General features: G+C 44.0%; 21 protein-coding genes. All 21 read left to right on the top strand.

What is annotated here, in order from left to right:
• Positions 1-37 precede the first annotated feature (37 nt).
• The 21 genes from mraY to K6T91_02305 all read left to right on the top strand — a co-directional run bounded on the left by mraY (position 38) and on the right by K6T91_02305 (position 21002).
• Complete coding sequence (mraY, locus tag K6T91_02405; protein MCL6471645.1) at positions 38-1084, top strand: phospho-N-acetylmuramoyl-pentapeptide-transferase; 1047 nt, start codon at positions 38-40, stop codon at positions 1082-1084.
• On the top strand, positions 1084-2478 hold the full coding sequence (gene murD / locus K6T91_02400; protein MCL6471644.1) for a UDP-N-acetylmuramoyl-L-alanine--D-glutamate ligase: 1395 nt from the start codon (positions 1084-1086) through the stop codon (positions 2476-2478). Before mraY ends, murD begins: the two co-directional genes overlap by 1 nt.
• Positions 2459-3937: a putative lipid II flippase FtsW gene (gene ftsW, locus K6T91_02395; protein MCL6471643.1), complete on the top strand. Its 1479-nt coding sequence runs from the start codon at positions 2459-2461 to the stop codon at positions 3935-3937. The genes murD and ftsW overlap by 20 nt, the downstream gene beginning before the upstream one ends.
• Positions 3843-4979 carry an undecaprenyldiphospho-muramoylpentapeptide beta-N-acetylglucosaminyltransferase gene (gene murG, locus K6T91_02390; GenBank protein MCL6471642.1) on the top strand — a complete coding sequence of 379 codons (1137 nt, stop codon included), beginning with the start codon at positions 3843-3845 and terminating at the stop codon, positions 4977-4979. Before ftsW ends, murG begins: the two co-directional genes overlap by 95 nt.
• Positions 4980-5043: 64 nt before the next feature.
• Positions 5044-6441 (top strand): UDP-N-acetylmuramate--L-alanine ligase, encoded by a 1398-nt coding sequence (gene murC / locus K6T91_02385; GenBank protein ID MCL6471641.1) that lies wholly within the window; start codon positions 5044-5046, stop codon positions 6439-6441.
• Positions 6442-6549: 108 nt separating this feature from the next.
• Complete coding sequence (murB, locus tag K6T91_02380; GenBank protein MCL6471640.1) at positions 6550-7494, top strand: UDP-N-acetylmuramate dehydrogenase; 945 nt, start codon at positions 6550-6552, stop codon at positions 7492-7494.
• Positions 7495-7556: 62 nt separating this feature from the next.
• The gene (locus K6T91_02375; GenBank protein MCL6471639.1) at positions 7557-8348 is read left to right on the top strand and encodes an FtsQ-type POTRA domain-containing protein; all 792 of its coding nucleotides are present in this window, start codon (positions 7557-7559) and stop codon (positions 8346-8348) included.
• Between the two features lie 486 nt (positions 8349-8834).
• Positions 8835-9902 carry a cell division protein FtsZ gene (gene ftsZ / locus K6T91_02370; protein MCL6471638.1) on the top strand — a complete coding sequence of 356 codons (1068 nt, stop codon included), beginning with the start codon at positions 8835-8837 and terminating at the stop codon, positions 9900-9902.
• A gap of 109 nt (positions 9903-10011) precedes the next feature.
• Positions 10012-10848: a peptidoglycan editing factor PgeF gene (gene pgeF / locus K6T91_02365; GenBank protein ID MCL6471637.1), complete on the top strand. Its 837-nt coding sequence runs from the start codon at positions 10012-10014 to the stop codon at positions 10846-10848.
• A 455-nt stretch (positions 10849-11303) separates the two neighbouring features.
• Positions 11304-11984, top strand: coding sequence for a YggS family pyridoxal phosphate-dependent enzyme (locus K6T91_02360; protein MCL6471636.1), 681 nt, complete (start codon positions 11304-11306; stop codon positions 11982-11984).
• 13 nt (positions 11985-11997) lie between these two features.
• Complete coding sequence (locus K6T91_02355; protein ID MCL6471635.1) at positions 11998-12498, top strand: cell division protein SepF; 501 nt, start codon at positions 11998-12000, stop codon at positions 12496-12498.
• A 9-nt stretch (positions 12499-12507) separates the two neighbouring features.
• Positions 12508-13320 carry a pyrroline-5-carboxylate reductase gene (gene proC / locus K6T91_02350; GenBank protein MCL6471634.1) on the top strand — a complete coding sequence of 271 codons (813 nt, stop codon included), beginning with the start codon at positions 12508-12510 and terminating at the stop codon, positions 13318-13320.
• A gap of 28 nt (positions 13321-13348) precedes the next feature.
• On the top strand, positions 13349-13627 hold the full coding sequence (locus K6T91_02345; GenBank protein MCL6471633.1) for a YggT family protein: 279 nt from the start codon (positions 13349-13351) through the stop codon (positions 13625-13627).
• 84 nt (positions 13628-13711) lie between these two features.
• Positions 13712-14455 (top strand): DivIVA domain-containing protein, encoded by a 744-nt coding sequence (locus tag K6T91_02340; protein ID MCL6471632.1) that lies wholly within the window; start codon positions 13712-13714, stop codon positions 14453-14455.
• A 20-nt stretch (positions 14456-14475) separates the two neighbouring features.
• On the top strand, positions 14476-14775 hold the full coding sequence (locus K6T91_02335) for a DUF167 domain-containing protein (protein ID MCL6471631.1): 300 nt from the start codon (positions 14476-14478) through the stop codon (positions 14773-14775).
• Positions 14776-14808: 33 nt separating this feature from the next.
• Positions 14809-15147: a hypothetical protein gene (locus K6T91_02330; protein MCL6471630.1), complete on the top strand. Its 339-nt coding sequence runs from the start codon at positions 14809-14811 to the stop codon at positions 15145-15147.
• Between the two features lie 210 nt (positions 15148-15357).
• On the top strand, positions 15358-18168 hold the full coding sequence (gene ileS / locus K6T91_02325) for an isoleucine--tRNA ligase (protein MCL6471629.1): 2811 nt from the start codon (positions 15358-15360) through the stop codon (positions 18166-18168).
• Positions 18169-18277: 109 nt separating this feature from the next.
• Positions 18278-18649 carry a TraR/DksA C4-type zinc finger protein gene (locus K6T91_02320; protein ID MCL6471628.1) on the top strand — a complete coding sequence of 124 codons (372 nt, stop codon included), beginning with the start codon at positions 18278-18280 and terminating at the stop codon, positions 18647-18649.
• A gap of 88 nt (positions 18650-18737) precedes the next feature.
• On the top strand, positions 18738-19193 hold the full coding sequence (gene lspA / locus K6T91_02315; GenBank protein ID MCL6471627.1) for a signal peptidase II: 456 nt from the start codon (positions 18738-18740) through the stop codon (positions 19191-19193).
• 24 nt (positions 19194-19217) lie between these two features.
• Positions 19218-20000 (top strand): prolipoprotein diacylglyceryl transferase, encoded by a 783-nt coding sequence (lgt, locus tag K6T91_02310; protein MCL6471626.1) that lies wholly within the window; start codon positions 19218-19220, stop codon positions 19998-20000.
• A complete protein-coding gene (locus K6T91_02305; protein ID MCL6471625.1) occupies positions 20001-21002 on the top strand; it encodes an RluA family pseudouridine synthase in 1002 nt (333 codons plus the stop codon).
• Positions 21003-21009: the final 7 nt, after the last annotated feature.

The raw sequence follows: 21009 nt of genomic DNA, 5'->3' as shown, positions 1-21009 counted from the left end.
GAGCTATTGCTAATTTGAATAGGGATAATCATAAAAGATGATAACTTTCTTAAGATACCCAACCTATCAATTATTTCTAACAGCCGTTCTGGGTCTGGTAATCACAGCCGTTTTAACGCCGGCTTGGATTAAACTACTACGCAAAGAAGGCATAGGTCAGGTTGTAAGAATCGATGGACCCCAGCAACATCTTACGAAATCAGGAACTCCCACTATGGGAGGTATTGTCATCCTTTTTACGGTCGCCATCGTATATTCATTAATGGCTTCGGCTACAATGAGGGGGCTCATTGCGCTTTTGACCCTTATTGCCTGTGGTTTTGTAGGATTTATAGATGACTACCGCAAAGTAGTAAAGGCACGGTCTTTAGGATTAAAGGCAAGGTCAAAAATTGTATGGCAGCTAATCATAGCGATAGTTGCGGGTCTTGCGGCGGTAAATTTTGCCGGTCTTGGGACCGATGTACAGGTGCCGTTAACGCATATCGTAATACCGCTTGGGCAACCTTCTTTTCAATTTACGATCGGTCATATTGGAATTACTGTTCCTTTATTTTACATAGCGCTTGTTTTTCTAATTATTACTGCAACGACAAATACCGTTAATTTAACGGATGGTTTAGATGGGCTTGCCGCTGGCACAGTTACCATTGCGATGCTGGCATATGCAGGCATAGCTTTTAGACAGGATCGCCTAGATCTTGCTATAATAGCTGCTGCAATAGGGGGAGCCAGCATTGGTTTTCTATGGTTTAATAGCTACCCGGCCAGTATATTTATGGGCGATACCGGCTCGCTAGGGCTGGGGGGAGCAATCGCGATCCTGGCTATCCTCACCAAAACCGAACTGTTGCTTGTCTTTATAGGGGGCATCTACGTAATTGAGGGCCTATCAGTAATTGGGCAGGTTGTCAGCTACCGCTGGTTCCATAGGAGGATTCTTAAAATGGCACCTATTCATCACCATTTTGAGATGCTGGGATGGTCTGAGACCCAAATTATGATGAGATTTTGGATTATTTCCGGTATACTTGCCGGAGTAGGGTTCGGCATCTATTTTATGATGGCGGCAAGAGGTTCTTGATGGATTTTTTAAATAAACATGTTCTAGTTATAGGCCTTGGTAAAAGCGGTAAGGCCGCCTCGCTTAAACTCAAAGACCTCGGTGCAAACGTTCTGGCTTCCGATATTTCTGAAAGCGAAGATATGATGAAGCTTGCGGATGAGCTGAGGGCGAAAGGTATAAGTGTAGAGCTTGGGAAGCAGGAAGAATCGCTTTTACGTCGAATAGATCGAATAGATATAATAGTTGTCAGTCCTGGTGTCCCGAGTAAAGTTCCCGTACTCAAGGCCGCAGAGAAATTGAATATTCCGGTATGGAGTGAGATTGAGCTGGCATATAAGCTAGCCAATAAACCGATTATTGCAATTACCGGTACAAATGGAAAAACCACAACTACTACTTTGATTGGAGAGGTATTCAGGGCTGCCGGCAAAAAAGTCGCGGTTGCCGGAAATATAGGCATGCCGCTTGTAATGGCGGCAGATGATCCGGCTATTGAGACGTTAATAGTTGAAGTAAGCAGCTTTCAGCTCGATACGATTGTAGATTTTAGGCCAAATATCGCGGTTCTTCTTAATATCACAGAAGACCACCTAGACTGGCATCCGGATTTTGAGGATTATGTTCGGTCAAAAAGCCGGTTGTTTTTAAACCAGCAGGATAGCGATTTTGCCGTTCTTAACCTGGATGATCGTATCGTCAGTTCACTTGTTTCTGGAATAAGAGCAAATATTATAAGTACAAGTAAGCAAAAATTAGAAAAGGGAGTTTTTATAGACGGGGATCGTATTGTAGCAAAATTACCAAGCGTAAAGGCAGGCTCGGAGGATACCGTCGATATATGCGGTATCAGTGAGCTTAAGGTCCGTGGAAGCCATAATCTAGACAACGTAATGGCCGTTATAGGAGCATGTCTTGCGGCAGGCATCGATTATGCAATCATAAGAGATGTAATAACCTCCTTCCCGGGCCTTGAGCACAGAACCGAATATGTTGCTACCATAAACGGAGTAGATTATTTTAACGATTCAAAAGCTACCAATGTTGATGCAACCGTAAAAGCATTGACGGCTTTTGATAGCTCTATCATTCTACTTGTTGGCGGAAGAAATAAAGGTAACGATTTTAAGCCCCTTGCCCAGAGTTTAAGCGAGCAGGTTAAAGCAGTAATTGGTTTTGGAGAATCTGGGAGAGAAATCCTGGGAACGATTACAGCAAATATTTATCTAGAATACGCAGAGACGGTTGAAGAAGCAGTCAAACTAGCAAGTAAGCTTGCTCAACCCGGACAGGTCGTCCTTTTCTCACCATCTTGCGCGAGTTTCGATGCCTTTAGAAGCTATGCCCACAGAGGTGAGGTATTTAAACGAGCTGTTCAGGCACTTGGGGAAGGATATGGCGACACGACAAACTAAAAGTCAGAAGAAAGATCGAGCTAAGAAAAAAACCAGAGATCGCAAAAATTATTACCGATTACTTGGTATAGTATTTGTAATGATCCTGTTTGGCATGGTCATGGTACTCTCCGCCAGCTCTGTTCGCGCCATCGCAAGCAATGGCGATGCTTACTATTACATAAAAAAACAGCTGATCTCTGTAATTATCGGCTCTGCTGTCCTTTTTATATTCTCTCAAATTCCCAGCAGTAAACTGCAAAAAATTGCACCCCATGCCATCTTTATCACGCTAGCGATGCTTGTTGCCGTATTGATACCCGGAGTAGGTAAGTATGTGGGGGGATCGAGCAGATGGATACCGATTGGTGGTTTCCACTTGCAACCTTCGGAAATTGCTAAGATAGCGGTTGTTCTATATACGGCGGATTTTTTGTCCAAGAGAAAAAACAATCTAAGTGATATGAAGGATCTTGTATATCCATATGGTCTAATTATTGCAGCAATAGCATTGCTGGTATTGAAGCAACCGGATCTGGGTACGACGGTTACGATTTGTCTTGCTGCTTTTACACTGATATTTATCGGGGGCGTAAGCCTGCGCTATGTTGCTGCAATAGGAATAACGGGTCTAATTGCAGGTACTTATGCCATTTATTCTTCTAAGTATCGCTTCAGTCGATTTGCCGCTTTTTTAAATCCAGAAGCCGACCCTCTGGGAGCGGGATATCATATCAGACAAGGTCTGATAGCGTTTGGTTCTGGCGGCATTTTCGGGGTCGGGCTTGGGATGAGCCGGCAAAAATATTTTTATCTTCCTGCAGCGCACACCGACTTTATATTCGCCATAATCGGCGAAGAACTGGGCCTTCTCGGTACACTGTTTACTGTTTCGCTTTTTGCTGCTTTTACTTATTATGGAATCAGGATATCTTTTCAATCCAAGAATCTTTTTAGTAGGCTTTTGGGTGCCGGATTTACTTCAATGATCGCTCTACAGGCGCTAATCAATATGGGTGCAGTAACGGCGGTTCTTCCCATCACCGGAATACCGATGCCTTTTATTAGTTATGGCGGGTCGTCTTTGATTGTAAACCTTGCGGCTGTAGGAATGCTTTTAGGCATTGCGCTTGAGAATGAGAGGGAAGTTTCGTTACGTGAAAGAGCCCCGAGACTGCACGCAGTGGAGGATGGGTTAGGCGGCAAGAGAAAGCCTATAAAGAAGGGCAGGTCCATCGGGGAAGCTTCAAAGAAAAGAGCATCTACCGGCTCATCGAAGGCGAAAGCTGCAAGCTCAACCAGGTCTGCTAAATCCTCTAAGACTAAGTCGGCTAAAAAAGAGTCAGCTAAATCAAATACGCAAAAGACCAGGAGAGTTAAGGTTAATGCGGGTAGTAATAAGCGGAGGCGGAACAGCGGGCCACATTTATCCAGGGTTGGCTCTCGCCAAAGCACTTCAAAAAATAAGAGACGATCTTGAGATCGTCTATATCGGGACATCCTCGGGCCTTGAATCCACACTAGTACCACAAGCTGGTCTCACATTCAAGGCGGTGGAGGCAAGAGGACTTCCGAGAAAGCCGTCATTTAAGGCATTGGCTACTGTTTTTTCGGCAGGCTGGGGAACTCTGGAGTCGATCAATATACTTAAGGGTTTCAAGCCTGACGTAGTGGTCGGTATGGGCGCTTATGTTAGCCTGCCTGTTGTTGGAGCCGCTGTATTGCGTCAAATTCCTACTGTAATTCATGAACAAAATGCGGTTCCAGGTCTTGTAAACCGGGTTCTTGGAAAGGTAGCGACAGCAATTGCTGTTTCTTATCCAGATATGAGCAAATATTTTCCTTCAGGAAAAAAAGTTGAGTTTACCGGAAATCCGGTTCGGGAAGAGATTCTTCAAGCAAAGAGAAGTGAGGCGGTTAAGAATTTTAAAATAGATAAGGCACGGAAGGTCTTACTTGTATTTGGCGGCAGTCGAGGGGCTAAGCGGATAAATGAAGCGGTTGTTGAAGCATACGACGAATGGCGTGCCAGGGAAGACTTGCAGATAGTGCATGCGACAGGTAATATAAACTATGGGTCAGTTAAAGAAGCAATTGAAAAAATAAAATCACCTAAGGATACGCTACTATATAACGTCTATCCGTATATAGATAATATAGGTGAGGCATATGCCATAGCCGACCTCCTGGTTTGTCGTTCGGGAGCTACAACGGTCGCCGAGATAACTGCAAAGGGTTTACCAGCGATATTAATTCCTTATCCTTATGCCACCGATAATCACCAGGAGAAAAATGGCCGTCAACTTGAAAAACTTGGAGCAGCCAGGGTCATACTGGATCACGACTTAAATGGTAGGTTGTTGGCCGAAACTGTCACATCCCTCATTTCAGATGAAGACGAGTTGTTAAGGATGTCTGGAGCTTCTAAGCAGTTTGGTCAACCCAACGCGGCGGATGTACTGGCAAAACTGGTTCTTAAAGTAGCAAACACACATATTGAAATCCAAAAAAGTGAAGATTAGGTTAGCTTAATAGCTTGAGTGGGCGTTAAGACAAAAAACAAGATGCAAAATTAGAGGAGACAACATGGTTGAAAATTTGATGCACATTCACTTTGTAGGTATCGGCGGTGCCGGGATGAGCGGTATCGCCAAAGTTTTGCTTGAGATGGGTTATAAGGTCAGCGGATCGGATTTAAAAGATAGCCGCTACACAAGGGCTTTGAGGGCTATGGGTGCGAAAATATCGATCGGTCATTCAGAAAGTAACCTTAACGAGCCGGATATAGTTGTCGTTTCCTCAGCGATTCCAGAATCGAACCCGGAAGTTAAAGCAGCCGCGCGCGAAAATATTCCGATCGTTCGAAGGGCTGAAATGCTCTCGTGGTTAAGCCGCAATATGCGAAGTATTGCTATTGCTGGAACACACGGCAAGACGACTACAACGTCTATGGTTTCTCTTGCGTTTGAGAAGTTACAGCTCGACCCCACGTTTCTTATTGGTGGAGAGCTAAACGATATCGGGAGCAATGCTAAATACGGCAGCGGAGAATTTTTCATAACGGAGGCTGATGAGAGTGACGGCTCTCTACTTTACCTGCGCCCCGAAGCGATTGTTATTACCAACATTGAAGCCGACCATCTTGATTATTACAGTTCGCTCGAAGAGATTGAAGACCTTTTCCTAACCTTTACAGAATTACTTCCTGAGCATGGTTTTGTGGTTGCCTGTGCGGATAACCCCGGGGTAATCCACTTGATGAAACGATCCAGTAAAAAATTTGTTACTTATGCTATCGAGGCAAGAGGCAATGGGCAACCAAAACAATGCGATTTTATAGCCTGCAACGTGAGGCAAGAAAAACTTGGCAGCGTATATGACGTCTATCATCATCATAGTTTCATAGGTACGGTCAGGCTGAATGTCCCGGGGATACATAACGTATACAACTCGTTGGCAACGATTGCTTTGGCCATGAGTCTGGGGTTAGATAAAGATAAAGTCATTGCCGCGCTCAGCCAATTTTCTGGGGTAAAACGCCGGTTCCAGATTGTCGGCAAGGTGTCAAATGTTACCTTGGTTGATGACTATGCGCATCATCCCACCGAGGTCAAGGCAACTCTTGATGCTGCAAAGTCTGGTGATTGGCATCGACTTATATGTATCTTTCAGCCGCATAGATATACCAGGACTAAGTTTTTAGGTAAGGATTTTGGATCGGCGTTTAATGATGCGGATATCGTTGTGCTAACAGATGTTTATGCAGCTGGAGAAGAACCGATCCCCGGGGTAACCGGCAAAGTTATTGTTGATGCAGTGCTTGCGGAGAGTCCCCGTAAAAATATCGTGTATTTACCCAAAAAGACAGAGATACCCAAATTTCTACTTGAAACCGCTCGAGATGGAGACCTGATTTTGACAATGGGAGCGGGAGATATCAGCGCCATCGGTGAAGACTACCTTAAGCTGGTTTCTGCCGAGTAGGCACCGTGTTAAAATACTGTGAGGCTTTTACCCAAATAAATGTAGTGCGCAGGGCTTTTCCCTGCCTGACAGCCTGACGGTAGATAGACCCTCCAAAGGAGGTAAAGGTTGGCCAGTCGCTATGTAAACAGGGCTTTTACTATCCTGCAAAAGCACTTAAAAGAAAATGCCTTCAAGAATAAAGTCTTAGCAAAGGAAACCACCATGAGAATTGGCGGTCCTGCAGATATTTTTGCGGTTACCGATTCATTCGACCACTTAAATATCGTTTTAAGAACCGCAAAAGAATGGGGGATCCCGCTTTTTATCATAGGGAAGGGTTCCAATCTTTTAATATCTGACTCTGGCTTTCCAGGAATTGTCTTGCGTTTAGGTAGAGATTTTATGATAAAAAAGGTGAATGGAGCTAAGATTCAGGCCGGAGCGGCTGTTTCACTGCCATCTCTTGTACAGACTGCATCAAAATATGCTCTTAGTGGTTTATGTTTTGCCATAGGAATTCCTGGCAGCTTGGGGGGATCGCTTATAATGAATGCGGGTGCCCACGGCAACTGCATTGGTGATGTAGTCAAGAGGGTCTTGATATACTCGAGGGACTGTGAATTTAAAATCCTTGAAAAAGATCAATTGAATTTTGAATATCGGAAGGGAAGCTTTAGTAGAGATGATATAATCGTTGAGGCGACGCTGGTTCTCTCACCCGGAGAGCCTGATAACATAAAGCGGCAGATGGAGGATTACTTTACTAAAAGGAAGGATAGTCAACCATTACAATTTCCGACTGCTGGAAGCGTTTTTAAAAACCCAAGTAATGATTCAGCTGGCAGGCTAATTGAGGGTGCTGGCTGCAAAGGCATGAGGGTTGGGGATGCTGAAGTATCAGTTAAACATGCGAATTTTATAATCAACCGGGGCAAGGCGACCGCTTCTGATGTATATGCACTTCTGAGTGAGGTTCAGAGGAGAGTTTTTGAGCATTACGGCGTTATCCTTGAGCCCGAGGTTGAATTTCTCGGCGAATTTGATGAGGCTTTGTTAAAAAACAAAACTTAACCCATTAGATTATGGCAATCTAAGTAACAAATCTGTTGTTAAAAACAGTATGGTGATAATAATTGGTCGAAGGGAAATTGATAGCAAAATCTAAAGCACAGGAGAGAGAGCAAAAACTAGCGGCAATAAGGCGGAAGCGTCGCATCCAAATACTTATTATGACTGCAGGTTTGTTTGCCCTTATTTTTGGGGCTATTGGTATATACCGATCAAATCTGCTTGACGTTGAAAAGATTGAGGTAACCGGCAACAAATCGGTGGCTACTGCTGACATTATTAAAACCTGTGGCATAAACGAGCACACAAACCTACTCAGCATATCGTCTAGCGACATCAGGAAAAAAATACTTAAGAACGCATGGATTGAGAGTGTTAACGTGAAAAGGGTTTTTCCACACACACTCAGGCTAGAGATACGGGAGCGGTCTCCAATTGCCTCAATATCGTGCGGAGGGAAGTTTTACTTAATCGACGGCGATATGTTTGTTTTATCGGAACAGCAATATGACGATACACGCGACATACCAACTATCACAGATCTGCCGATTGATAAAATCAAGGTCGGAGAGCATTTAATAAATAGCTCGTTATCTAATGCACTAAGATGCCTTAAATCGATGGATACTGATTTTAGGAGGACAATCAGCCTTCTATCGGCCTCATCAATAGACAAGCTCTCGATTTACAATAAGGATAATGTGGAGATTCTCTACGGAGACGCCAAGCATGCCGATGAGAAGAACGAAGTTCTGAAAACAATTCTTAAAGAACAGGGTCAACAAGTCATCTTTATTGATATAAGAAGCTATCCTAAAACTGACCCGATCTTAAGACGTATGGATACTGTTCCGTAAAAACATACTGGGCGCTACTATGCTGCAGACAAGGTTAGAAATTACCGCTTAAAAGCAGCTGCTCTTTTGCATTTCTTTTTCTTCTAATTCCGGGTTTCTTAACTGTTTGTCTCGACTTATGGGCATTTCTAAATCTGCTTTTCGATAGCTCTTTTTTAGGAGTAATCTTTTAGTAAGACTGTATTAAAGTCGGCAATTTTGCTACTAGTTTTTACGGTTACTGCTCACTCTCTTAGTAACCGCAGCACGGTAGCAATAGTAACGGCAGCACTAATTATCACCGCAGTTCAGATAGCCTATCGTCTCGTCTCATCGACTCGATATTTTGATAATGTTTTTACTGAAAGAAGGTTGCTTTTTTTGTCCGATTAGGATAAGTTAGGATAAGGTTATTGCTAAGGTTCAGGTCGGTTAAAACTATAGTTGTACTAGAATCTACCACTGTAAGGGTCAAGCATAACTTGAGGATTTAGGAAGGAGGACACGGTGTTAGACGCAGGCGCCAATTATCTTGCAGTAATTAAAGTAGTCGGAGTAGGGGGAGGCGGCACGAACGCAGTTAATAGAATGATTGAAGCCGGTCTCAGAGGAGTAGAGTTTATAGCATGTAACACAGATGCTCAGGCGTTGCTGATGTCCGATGCCGATTACAAGGTCCATATTGGTGCACAGCTAACTAAAGGCCTCGGGGCAGGAGCTGACCCTGAAGTTGGATACAGGGCTGCTGAAGAAAGCAGAGAAGATATAAAAGAAGCCCTACAGGGGGCGGATATGGTTTTTGTGACTGCTGGCAAAGGTGGCGGAACAGGAACAGGAGCAGCTCCGGTTATCGCAGAAATTGCAAGGCAAATCGGCGCACTCACTGTTGGCGTTGTGACAAGACCGTTTAGTTTTGAGGGCAGAAAGCGCTCGATGCAAGCCGACGAAGGCATAATGAAACTGCGAGAGAATGTAGATACCCTTATTATTATTCCCAACGATAGATTGCTGCACGTAGCAGAGAAGAAGACCTCGATTGTAGAAGCGTTCCGCATGGCTGATGATGTACTGCGCCAAGGTGTTCAAGGTATAACCGACTTGATCACAGTTCCTGGCCTGATCAACCTTGACTTTGCTGATGTAAGAACAATTATGTCAAATGCAGGTTCAGCACTTATGGGAATTGGTATAGCAAGCGGTGAGAATAGGGCTGTGGAAGCAGCAAGGAATGCTATAGCAAGTCCTCTCCTAGAGGCTTCTATAGATGGCGCGCAGGGTGTTCTGTTAAATATTTCAGGCGGCTCTGATCTTGGCTTGTTTGAAGTAAATGAGGCGGCTGAAGTAATTGCAAATGCTGCACATCCTGAAGCAAATATAATATTCGGGGCAGTCATCGACGACACCCTGGGCGATGAAGTAAAAGTAACAGTAATTGCAACCGGATTTGACCTTAGGAAGCAAGAAAAAATCGAGTTAGTGCAAAAGCAAAAAGAAGTAGTAGAGGAGCCTGTCGGCCCGATCCCAACGTTTGACACCGAGGACCTCGATATACCAACGTTTCTTAGAAGAAAATAACTTAACTAAATGGTAGATACTTATATGCTTATATATAAATATATAGCCGCTGGTTTAGCCGGCGGCATATTTTATGGCAGGAACGGATTATTGCAGAGGGGACAATATAATGCCGTTACATACGCAAGCTTCGCCAGACTATAGTTTAACGCTTGAGTATAAGCAAGGTGTTGGCTACTACGTATCAAGACCGCTTTTAGAACGGCATGGAATCCTAGCGGTATTTACAACCAGACAAGGTGGTTTTAGCCGGGGAGCTTATGGATCGCTAAATCTTGCTCTTCATGTTGGCGATGATTCTGAGCTGGTGATAAGGAATAGGGAAAAACTATGTAGCATTTTTGGCCTTGATATGGCCCGCTTAGTTTGCGCTGAGCAAGTCCACGGAACAGATACGGCGCTAATTGACGAGTCCCGGGTGGGGCTTGGAGCTTTCTCTCTGGAGGATTCGATTAAAGGCACGGACGCTCTTGTCACCGCCAGCAAACTAGTTCCGTTGATCCTTTTTTTCGCCGATTGCGTTCCGGTTATCATAGTTGAACCATGGAAAAGGTCTGTCGCTGTAATCCATGCAGGCTGGCGGGGTATATACGGGGATATAATAGGGAAAACTATTGGCTCTATGTTTCCAGAGCGCGGAGATGCCTCTGAGTCAGCGTTGGCCTTTGTGGGGCCTGCAATAGGCGGCTGCTGCTATACAGTAGGCCGCGACTTAATACAGCTTTTCACAGAGCGGTTTGAAAGCAGCCAGGAGTGGCTGGATGGAGATCGCATAGACCTTAGAGCGATTGCAAGAGGGCAGTTGCTAAAGAGTGGTATATTAAATTCTAATATATACACATGCGAAGATTGCTGTACAGCATGCAATAGTGGGTTATTTTTTTCTTACAGAGCTGATAGTGGTACAACTGGGCGCCAGGCCGCGTTAGCGGCGATTTTAACCTGAGACGGATATCAAAAAGGCGATAAATATAACCGGTATCGCCCAATCTGAGCAGCAACCGGAAGGTAAATTAGAGACTGGGTATCAGGGCTCTGAGAGGCAAAAATTTTTCTAAAAAATTTTTAAAATTTTTAGTGGCATAATTTTTGCTATAATCTGGAACTGGGAGCAAACATCTTTAGCAACGTTCACAAAGTCATAAACTATCAGCCCCATTATGCAGCATCAACCATGTCTAAATCATGGCTTAATAGCTGGTAGGCGTATATATATAAAGGTAAACTTGAGGTATAGACATTACTATATCATCAGTATATCGCCAAATTACCGCTAGCCAATTGTTCAATCATCTATTATTCTTATTTTAAGGGGTAAAGGACATCTTCAGATTTAAACTTCACCGAAATCTTCTCGGTGATGCCGAAAATAGCAGTGATTGCGGATCAACAAATAATTGTATGTCGATAAGTGAGAACATCCGATCGGTTAAGAAAAGAATAGAGCTTGCCGCAAGAAGAAGAGGCAGAGATCCTAGCGATATAACCTTAGTGGTGGTAAGTAAAAATAGGCCGGTATCAGCTATAAGAGAAGTAATAGATCAGGGCATAACAGATATCGGCGAAAATAGGGCACAAGAGATATTACCAAAGTATGAAGCGATTGGCGACCAGGTCAAGTGGCACTTTATTGGTCATTTGCAAAGAAATAAAGTAAAATATATAGTGCCGTTTGTCTACCTGATACAGTCGGTAGACAGTATTGAATTGGCAGCTGAAATAAATAAGAGGGCAAATAAAGTATCAAAAGTACAAGATGTCCTGCTCGAAGTGAATGTTTCTGGGGAAGCCACGAAACATGGTTTTTCTGCGGAAAAGGTAATACCCGCAATTGAAGAGCTGAGACAGATGGAAAATATCCGGGTAAAGGGGCTAATGACGATGGCTCCGTTTACGGATAATGTAGAGCTGATAAGGCCTTACTTTGCAAGGCTAAGGGTGTTATTTAATGACCTGTCTGGCAGAGAGGGGCCAAATGTTAAAATGCGCTATCTTTCAATGGGAATGACTAACGATTTTGAAGTAGCAATTGAAGAAGGTTCAAACATGGTAAGGATCGGGACAGCCATCTTTAAGCCTTAGGGAGGAGAAATATATGCGGGAGAGCATATGGCGCAAGACGCTGAATTATTTCAAACTAACAGAAGAGGAACCGTTGGAAAATACTTTCGAAGATATGTATGAAGATGACAGTTTCGAAGACTTTGACCAAACGCCAACGGTTCGCAAGATCACACGCTATCCTGATCTGGAAAGGACACAGCGGCCAGTATCGTCTTCATCATCTGCATCTTTGAGGTCGATTACTCCGCCACCGCCGGTTAAGGTGCATATCGTTGAGCCAAATAACTTTAACGATTGCCAGCAGATCGCCGACAAGTTTAAAGCTGATATCCCGGTTATTATTAACCTGCAGCGAAGCGATAGCGATCTATCAAAAAGACTTGTAGATTTTGCGAGCGGTCTTACGTACGGGCTCAATGGTGGGATGCAAAAAATCGGCGATAAAATTTTCCTTTTGACGCCGAGCAATGTTGAGGTTTCGGCTGAGGAAAGAAGGCGTCTGCAAGAAAAAGGATTCTTTAACCAGCTTTAGGAGGCTTAATTGTTATTAAGGGGCAGAAGGCTCTCTATTATCGGAGCTGGACAGATGGGGGAAGCCCTTGTTAGAGGCTTTATACAGTCGGGTGTGTTGGAAGCGGAGCAGATCAAACTAAGTGATGTTAATGTTGAGCGTCTTGAATCTCTAAAGGCTAAGTATCAGGCGAATTTTACCACCGATAACCATGAAGCGGTCAAAGATAGCGATATTATTCTGCTAGCTGTCAAACCGCAACAAATAGAACAGGTACTAACTGAAACAAAAAATTTATTTTCAGAAGACAAGCTCGTTATATCAATAGCTGCAGGCGTTACGACTAAGAAAATAAATAATTTAATAGGTAAGCGAATTGCGGTTATTCGCGTCATGCCGAACACCCCTGCTTTAGTTGGGCAAGGTATGTCTGTTATCAGCAGGGGCAAGTATGCCAGCGATGAAGCGGTTAAAATCGCACTTTTGCTATTTTCTTCTATTGGTGAGGTTATCGAGCTATCGGAAGAATTGCAGAATCAGGCAACGGCCATTAGTGGGTCCGGGCCTGCTTACTTCTTTTTGATGGTAGAATCTTTAATAGAGGCCGGTGTTCGGGCTGGGCTTGAAGAAGACGTTGCGCAAAAGCTGGTCGTGCAAACTATGGCCGGTTCCGCGGCATTGCTGCAGCGGACCGGGAAAAAGGCCGATGAACTCAGGGAGATGGTCACGTCTCCCGGCGGCACTACAGAAGCAGCATTACGGGTATTTTCGAAACGAGAGTTTCGGTATATAGTACAAGAAGCAGTGAATGCTGCAATAAAAAGAGCCGAGGAATTGGCTTAAGTTGGAGGATGTGTGCGTGCCGTTTAATATATTTGATATAGTAAACATTGTATTTCGGCTTTTAGAGATATTTATTCTGGTAAGGATCGTGTTATCGTGGATACCAGTACCTGTAAATAACATTACAAGGCCGATCCTTAACTTTATATATGATATAACAGAGCCAATATTAAGACTTGTTAGAAACATTATTCCACCAATTACGATCGGTGGAATGGGGTGGGATCTATCACCAATTCTAGCGATGTTGTTACTTGGAATCGTGCATAGCTTGGTTAATGCAACTTTAGCACTCTTTATCAGGTAAGCAAGGAAAGTCCGATCAAGGAAATTTGTAATAGATATTAAAGAAATATTTGTGGTTGCCGGCTGTTCGAAGGAGGATACGTAGATGAAGCTAACACCCCTTGATATTCATCACAAAGAGTTCCATAGGTCTATACGTGGTTATAATGAGGAAGAAGTCGATAAGTTTCTGGATGAGGTGGCAGAAGAGTTCGAGCGGTTATTTAAAGAAAATATCGAGCTAAAAGAGGAAATTGAAAAATCAAAACAAGACCTTGAAAATTATGTGGGAATGGAAAAGACCCTGCAGAATGCATTGCTAACGGCGCAAAAATCGGCAGAGGATATAACAGCGCATGCCCAGAAAGAAGCGGAGTTGATCAAAAGAGATGCTGAGCTTAAGGCGAAAGAAATACTTCAAGAAGCCTATGATCTAAAGCGGAAATACGAAACTACCCTGAATCATCTTAAGCAGGCAGAGGAAGAGTTTCGCAGCAAATTCAAGAACATGCTTGAATCTTATATGAGAATCGCTGACAGTACGGCCGCTTTAGCTGATATTGGAAATAATATTATTGGGCTTAACGACGAACCGCCTGTCGATTTAGACCAAACAACGAAGGAGCAAGAGCTGCCCAAGCTCAGTGTTGCCAAGAGCGAGGAAAAGGATATAGAAGCAGAAGATTTGCTGTCAGGTAGTTTTACAGGCGAAACATATGTGCCGGATGATTTTATGGAAGTGTTCCCAGGTTCTAGTGAGCCCTCGTTCAGAGCTCCTCTTAAAGATGCCAGGGTTACGAAAGATTCAAATAAAATAGAAAAATCCGATTATGATAAGCTAGCTTTCTAGCAGGTGAGAAGCTGGTCGATATGTATGCTAGCCCTTATAACGACGGTACGCTTTTGAGTGTATGGATTCAGCCGAGGGCTTCGAAAACAAAAATAGTGGGTCTTCACGGCAATAATATTAAAATTGCAGTAAAGTCGCCGCCAGTTGATGGCAAAGCAAATGAGGAATGCATCGAGCTTTTATCCAAAATATTAGGTTTGCCAAAACGCCAAGTTGCGATAAAATCAGGTCAACAGGGTCGGAATAAAAGCATTTTGGTAAAGGGAGTTAGCCCTGAGAAAGTCAAAACAGATCTAGAGAATGCTATGAAGAGTGTCTAGTATTCCTCCAAGGGTTTACGGGTGTCAAATTTAATGAGCAAAGCCATCGATAAAAACCTTAAAGATTTCGTCCATTTATATGTTGATTCGCTGGTGGCGTGGGCGGTTATAGTATTTTACCATGAGAATCCTAGCGTCAGAGATAGGGTTACAGATTTAGCAAGACACTTAGGAAGGCGCGAGGACGACATTGCGAGGGCCGTTGAAGAGCTGGCAGTCAAAGGTCTCTTAAAGAAAGAAGAGATTGATGGTGAGGCCATTTTTGTTTATGAGCCAGATTCGGCATTGAGAGAGCAAGTCAATTCGTTTGTCGATGCGCTGGATAGTCGTGACCTCAGGTTATGGATTTTAGCGGAAGTACTAGATAGATAGCCTGCGTGAATTATTCGCAAAATAATTATTCGACGTGCAAAATAAACTAACTTTATTTCGGGACTTGCAAACAAGAACCTTTCTCGATATGGAGCGGGAGAGGGCTTTTTAATGTGCCTATACGTGGGCACTTTGTATTTAAATAATTTATAATCGATTACAAATAGGTCTTGCAGATAATAATTTATGATTACGGGGTGAAAAGGCATAATGAGTGAATCGTCTAAGCCGGATTACAAAGTGACATTAAACCTGCCTCAGACTGATTTTCCTATGAAGGCAAACCTACCGCAAAGAGAACCGGAGACCTTAAAGATCTGGAGCGATATTAACCTATACGGCGCGATTCGCAAGGAATCTGAAGGGAAGAAAAAGTTTATTCTTCATGATGGTCCACCGTATGCAAATGGAAATATACACGTCGGCACAGCAATGAACAAGATTCTTAAAGACATCATTGTAAAATACAAAACCATGATTGGATTTGACAGCCCGTACATTCCTGGGTGGGATTGCCACGGCCAGCCTATTGAGCATAATGTTGAGAAGCAACTCGGCGAAAAAGCGAAGACTATTTCGCAAGCGGATTTTAGAAAGCTATGTCACGATTATGCGATGAGCTTTGTTGATAAGCAACGCGAGCAGTTTATGCGGCTTGGGGTAAGTGGGGATTGGTTTAATCCATATCTTACGCTTAATCATGAATACGAAGCAACAAACGTCAGGGTGTTTGGCGAGCTTTATAAGCGGGGCCTTGTATACAAGCGCCGCAAGCCAATCCACTGGTGCATTGAAGATCAGACGGCACTCGCGGAAGCGGAGATAGAATACAAAGAACATTCATCGCCGTCCATCTATGTGAAGTTTCCTTTAAAAAGCGAATTCGAACCTTTAAGGGGCTTTAACGAGCCCAAGTATGTGGTTATCTGGACCACAACTCCATGGACGCTTCCGGCAAATGTTGCGGTAGCGGTTCATCCGGATGCCTGGTATATCGCTGTAAAATCCGGTAATGAGATGTTAATCCTTGCTGAGGCCAGGCTAGGTGAAGTGTCTCAAGAGATAGGGCTTGCCAATTACGATATTGCTGCCCGGTTTAAGGGTGCCGAGATGGAGTTTCTTAAGTGCGAACACCCACTTTTTCCAGAAAAAGAGTCGGTAGTGGTCCTTGCGGACTATGTCGGACTTGATACAGGAACTGGTGCGGTGCATACGGCGCCTGGGCACGGTCAGGAAGACTACATGACTGGGTTGAAGTACGACCTACCGTCCCCAATGCCGGTGGATGCAACAGGGCATTTTACTAAAGAGGCGGGCCAATTTGCGGGCATGCTTATCTTTGATGCAAATAAAAAGATAATCGAATTTTTGAAGGACAAGGGTCTTTTGCCTTATTCATCCGAGATAACCCATGCTTATCCTTGTTGCTGGCGATGCAAGAACCCGGTTATTTTCAGGGCCACGGAGCAGTGGTTTATTTCTATGGAGATTAACAACCTGCGTGGAGAGGCCTTAAAATCGATAAACCAGGTCAACTGGATTCCTGATTGGAGCATCAGGCGCATTACCGGAATGGTTGAGACCAGGCCAGATTGGTGTATATCGCGCCAGCGTTCCTGGGGCGTTCCAATACCGGTATTTTATTGCAGCGATTGCCATGAAGAAATCGTAAACGATGAAACTATAGGTGCAGTCGTTAATCTCTTCATGGCCGATGGTGCTGATGCCTGGTTTATCAAGAGTGCTGAGGAAATCCTGCCGAAAGGATTTAAATGTCCTAAATGTGGCGGAGGAGCACTTACAAAAGAAACCGACATTTTTGATGTCTGGTTTGAATCTGGGGTAAGCCACGAAGCGGTTCTTAAGAACCGCCCTGAGCTCAGGTGGCCGGCAGATATATATGTAGAGGGAAGCGATCAGCACCGCGGTTGGTTTCAGTCTTCGCTTATGACCTCAGTCGGTGAGCATGATAGAGCCCCATACGAGGCTGTATTGACACACGGCTTTGTCGTGGATGGCGAAGGCCGTAAAATGTCTAAATCGCTTGGTAATGTAGTGGATCCGCTGGATGTCATCGCGAAGTCTGGTGCCGACATATTGAGGCTTTGGGTTGCATCTAGCGACTATACGGTAGATGTGGCAATTTCCCCGGATATTTTAAAGCATGTTGGGGAAGCTTACAGAAGGATTAGAAACACGTTTCGGTTTATGCTCGGCAACCTCTACGATTTTAAGCCTGGCATTGATGACGTCGATTATGACAGGCTGCAGGAACTTGATAAGTGGGCCCTTCATGAGATGACAGGGCTGCTTAAAAATGTTACGGCAAGTTACAATGACTACAGGTTCCATGCTGTCTATCGCTCGGTCTATGATTTCTTCACTAATGAGCTGAGTTCATTATATCTCGACATTATAAAAGACAGGTTGTATGCTTCAGCTGCTGGCTCGGTTGAACGCAGGGCAGCTCAGACTGTTCTTTTTAAAATGCTGGTCACATTTACAAAAGTTCTTGCTCCAATACTTGCCTTTACATGCGAGGAGATTTGGTCTTACATTCCAGAGGAGGTTAGGGGTAAGCCGAGTGTTCATTTATCTGATTGGCCAACACCAAATGAAGAATATATAAATGTGGACCTTGATGGCAGATGGAACAAACTTCTTAAGATAAGGGGAGAGGTTGCAAAAGCGCTTGAAGAGGCGAGAAATGAGAAGAGGATAGGTAACTCACTAGAGGCACAGGTTGAGCTGTATGTCGATGATAGTACCCGTGAATTTTTAGACTCTTTTAAAGATCTTCTTGCGCAAGTAATGATTGTATCGAGTGTTAAAGTATACCCATATTTTGAGGCCCCGGTTGATTCGTTTAGAAGCGAGGTCATATTGGATTTTGCTGTGAAAGTTTCACAGGCGCCTGGTGCTAAATGTGAAAGGTGCTGGCGGTATGAAGAGACGGTAGGTGTATCGCATGAGCATCCGGGTCTATGTGCCAGGTGCGCTTCAGTGTTGGTGCAGGTCTGATAGCTATCAGCTCGTTACGGGTATAATATGATTGATGCCTCAAAGATCGTGGAACAGGATTTACCCAGAGGATTTCAGAGGAGTGCCGCAAGTTTAAGGAGGGTTTCCCATGGACGAGCGGGAGCTGAATGCGTTTAGGGAGCGGTTGTTAAAAGAGAAAGAGAGTCTGGAAGAAGAGCTGAAATATATAAACACCACTCTGGAGAATTCAGAACAGGAGTGGTCTGGTGAAAATAGCTCCTACGATAATCACATGGGAGACCTTGGAACCAATATAGACATGAGACAAAGGGACCTCTCGCTGTCACTTAATACTCAAGACCTTCTGAATCAGGTAAATAGAGCTTTAAAGCGAATCGAAGATGGTACGTATGGCTTTTGCAGAGTGTGCGGAAGACCTATAGAAATGGAAAGGCTTAAAGCCATTCCTTATGCCGAACTATGCATAGAGGACAAGAAAGCCGAGGAGAGAAGCTGGTAGGCCCGGCCCTCCCTCCAGGCTAGAGAATAGAAAATGAAAAATCAAAGAGTTAAACTAGAAGTAATAAAATCTATTTCTTGGTGGTTTAATGTTCTTGTTTATAGTGGCTGCGTTTGTAATAGTGCTTGATCAGGCTACAAAGGTCTTTATTCGATATCTTATGCCGGTCAATTCCTCATACCCTTTAGTTCCGGGGATCATTCATGTAACACACGTGAGAAATTCTGGGGCTGCATTTGGGTTACTGCCAAACCAAAAAATCATTTTTCTAGTTGTAAGTATTGTGGTTATAGCTGTAATAGTATACTATTACCTGCGTGCTAAAGTGGAGGACCGCCAGCAGATGTTAGCCTTGGGTCTGCTGCTTGGAGGTGCGGTAGGTAACGTAATTGACAGGATTTTTTTAGGAGAAGTTACTGATTTTATAGATCTGCGAATTTGGCCGGTCTTTAACCTGGCCGACTCGTCAATAGTCGTGGGTGCTATAATGCTTAGCATTATCTTTTTAATTAATGCTCGCAAAGAATCTTCTCAGGTGGGATAATCCCAGGAAAAAGGGTGGGGGATAGTGTTACCAATACTTTTTAAGATAGGCTCGGTCACCATACACACTTATGGCGTAGCTATTGCGGTTGCTTTCCTTTTTAGCATATTTCTAATTCGAAGCGAGGCAAAGAGAAAAGGTTTTTATCCCGATCTTGCATACGATATAGTTCTTTTCGCTATGATTGGCGGGATTATCGGTGCAAGACTGGTTTATGTAGTAGATCATTGGCGCGACTTTGCTGTTAACCCGGCACAGGTTTTTGCAATTTGGCAGGGCGGGCTTGTATTTTATGGAGGCTTAATCGGTGGCGCTTTAGCCGTTCTGATTTTTGTCAGGCAGAGAAGACTTTCAATCGGCAGAGTTGCCGATATGGTTGCGCCGTCACTGGCTTTTGGTTCAGCAATTGGTCGGCTTGGTTGTTTCGCCAACGGGTGTTGCTACGGGAAAGAAACGTCCCTTCCATGGGGAGTCACATTTACGAATAGCGAATCATCAGCCAGGCCTCTTGGCATACCTCTACATCCAACCCAGCTTTACGAATTTACATACAACCTGATTATTTTAGGCATTTTACTTTGGGCCAGGTCTCGGATTAAAAGCGATGGGTTGCTGTTCTGGATTTATATCTCAATGTACGGCTTTTCAAGGTTTATCGTCGAGTTCTTCCGCACAAACCCAACTTTTGCCCTAGGGATGAGCGCATCCCAAATATTCAGTATAATAATGCTGGTGACAGGGCTTACTGTTATATTTGGTTATTACTTCAGATCAAATCGGGTTGAGACAGAACAGGCGAACAATTAAATGCACCTCACAGAAAGAGGAACTTATAACGAGGAGATAGGGACTTTTGAGTTTTCTCTGGTTGTTGGACAAGAAGATGCAGGCCAGAGACTGGACGTATTTCTTGCAAAAAACCCTGAGATTGCCTCGAGAAGTTTAGCCCAGAATCTGATTAAAAAGGGATTAGTCTTAGTAGAAGGCAGACAAGCCGATAAAAATTACCGTCTTAAAGCGGGAGAAATGGTAGATGTTGCCATTCCCCCACCCGAATCCACCGAAGTAAAACCTGAACCTATACCGCTTGATATCAGGTATGAGGACAGCGACATTATTGTGCTATCCAAACCAGCCGGGATGGTTGTTCATCCGGCTCATGGGCATGCCAGCGGCACGCTGGTTAATGCTCTTCTTGCACATGCACCAGAGCTCTCCAGCATTGGTGGCGTTACCCGGCCTGGAATAATCCATCGCCTGGATAAAGATACTTCAGGTCTTATGATCATCGCGAAAAATGATTTTGCCCACCAGAAGCTAAGTTGGGAGCTAAAGAACAGGGAAATTAAGCGCACTTACCTCACCCTTGTCCATGGCCGCTTTAAGGAAATGAAAGGTACAATTGATGCTCCAATCGGGCGAAGTCCAAAGTTCAGGCAAAAGATGGCTGTTATGGGAACATCTGCTCGGGAGGCAGTTAGCCATTACAGGGTGCTTGCCATGTATAATGATTATAGCTTGGTTGAAGTAAGTCTTCAGACAGGGCGTACCCACCAGATTCGGGTGCACATGAAATATATCGGCCATCCGGTAGTTGGTGATCCCCTTTACGGTTCAGGTGGTTCTAAAAGAGACCTGGGGCTTAACAGGCAGTTCCTGCATGCGTATAAACTTGAATTCACTCATCCGAGGACAGGTGAGCGTATGCTTTTTGAAGATAAGCTTCCCCCGGACCTACAGAATGTCCTGGATAAACTCAGAAAAATGTATCCTGAGGAACAGTTCGCCGATGAGCCGACTAACCGGTGAATTAGTA

The organism is Bacillota bacterium (assembly GCA_023511485.1).
Lineage (GTDB): Bacteria > Actinomycetota > Aquicultoria > Aquicultorales > Aquicultoraceae > CADDYS01.
The sequence above is the reverse complement of the archived record's forward strand: the minus strand, read 5'-3'. Positions and strand labels throughout refer to the sequence as shown.

Excerpts from the sequence above, each read along its gene's own strand:
- mraY (MCL6471645.1), top strand. The coding sequence starts at position 38 with ATGATAACTTTCTTAAGATACCCAACCTATCAATTATTTCTAACAGCC.
- murD (MCL6471644.1), top strand. The coding sequence starts at position 1,084 with ATGGATTTTTTAAATAAACATGTTCTAGTTATAGGCCTTGGTAAAAGC.
- ftsW (MCL6471643.1), top strand. The coding sequence starts at position 2,459 with ATGGCGACACGACAAACTAAAAGTCAGAAGAAAGATCGAGCTAAGAAA.
- murG (MCL6471642.1), top strand. The coding sequence starts at position 3,843 with ATGCGGGTAGTAATAAGCGGAGGCGGAACAGCGGGCCACATTTATCCA.
- murC (MCL6471641.1), top strand. The coding sequence starts at position 5,044 with ATGGTTGAAAATTTGATGCACATTCACTTTGTAGGTATCGGCGGTGCC.
- pgeF (MCL6471637.1), top strand. The coding sequence starts at position 10,012 with ATGCCGTTACATACGCAAGCTTCGCCAGACTATAGTTTAACGCTTGAG.
- K6T91_02360 (MCL6471636.1), top strand. The coding sequence starts at position 11,304 with ATGTCGATAAGTGAGAACATCCGATCGGTTAAGAAAAGAATAGAGCTT.
- K6T91_02355 (MCL6471635.1), top strand. The coding sequence starts at position 11,998 with ATGCGGGAGAGCATATGGCGCAAGACGCTGAATTATTTCAAACTAACA.
- K6T91_02340 (MCL6471632.1), top strand. The coding sequence starts at position 13,712 with ATGAAGCTAACACCCCTTGATATTCATCACAAAGAGTTCCATAGGTCT.
- K6T91_02335 (MCL6471631.1), top strand. The coding sequence starts at position 14,476 with ATGTATGCTAGCCCTTATAACGACGGTACGCTTTTGAGTGTATGGATT.
- K6T91_02330 (MCL6471630.1), top strand. The coding sequence starts at position 14,809 with ATGAGCAAAGCCATCGATAAAAACCTTAAAGATTTCGTCCATTTATAT.
- ileS (MCL6471629.1), top strand. The coding sequence starts at position 15,358 with ATGAGTGAATCGTCTAAGCCGGATTACAAAGTGACATTAAACCTGCCT.
- K6T91_02320 (MCL6471628.1), top strand. The coding sequence starts at position 18,278 with ATGGACGAGCGGGAGCTGAATGCGTTTAGGGAGCGGTTGTTAAAAGAG.
- lspA (MCL6471627.1), top strand. The coding sequence starts at position 18,738 with ATGTTCTTGTTTATAGTGGCTGCGTTTGTAATAGTGCTTGATCAGGCT.
- K6T91_02305 (MCL6471625.1), top strand. The coding sequence starts at position 20,001 with ATGCACCTCACAGAAAGAGGAACTTATAACGAGGAGATAGGGACTTTT.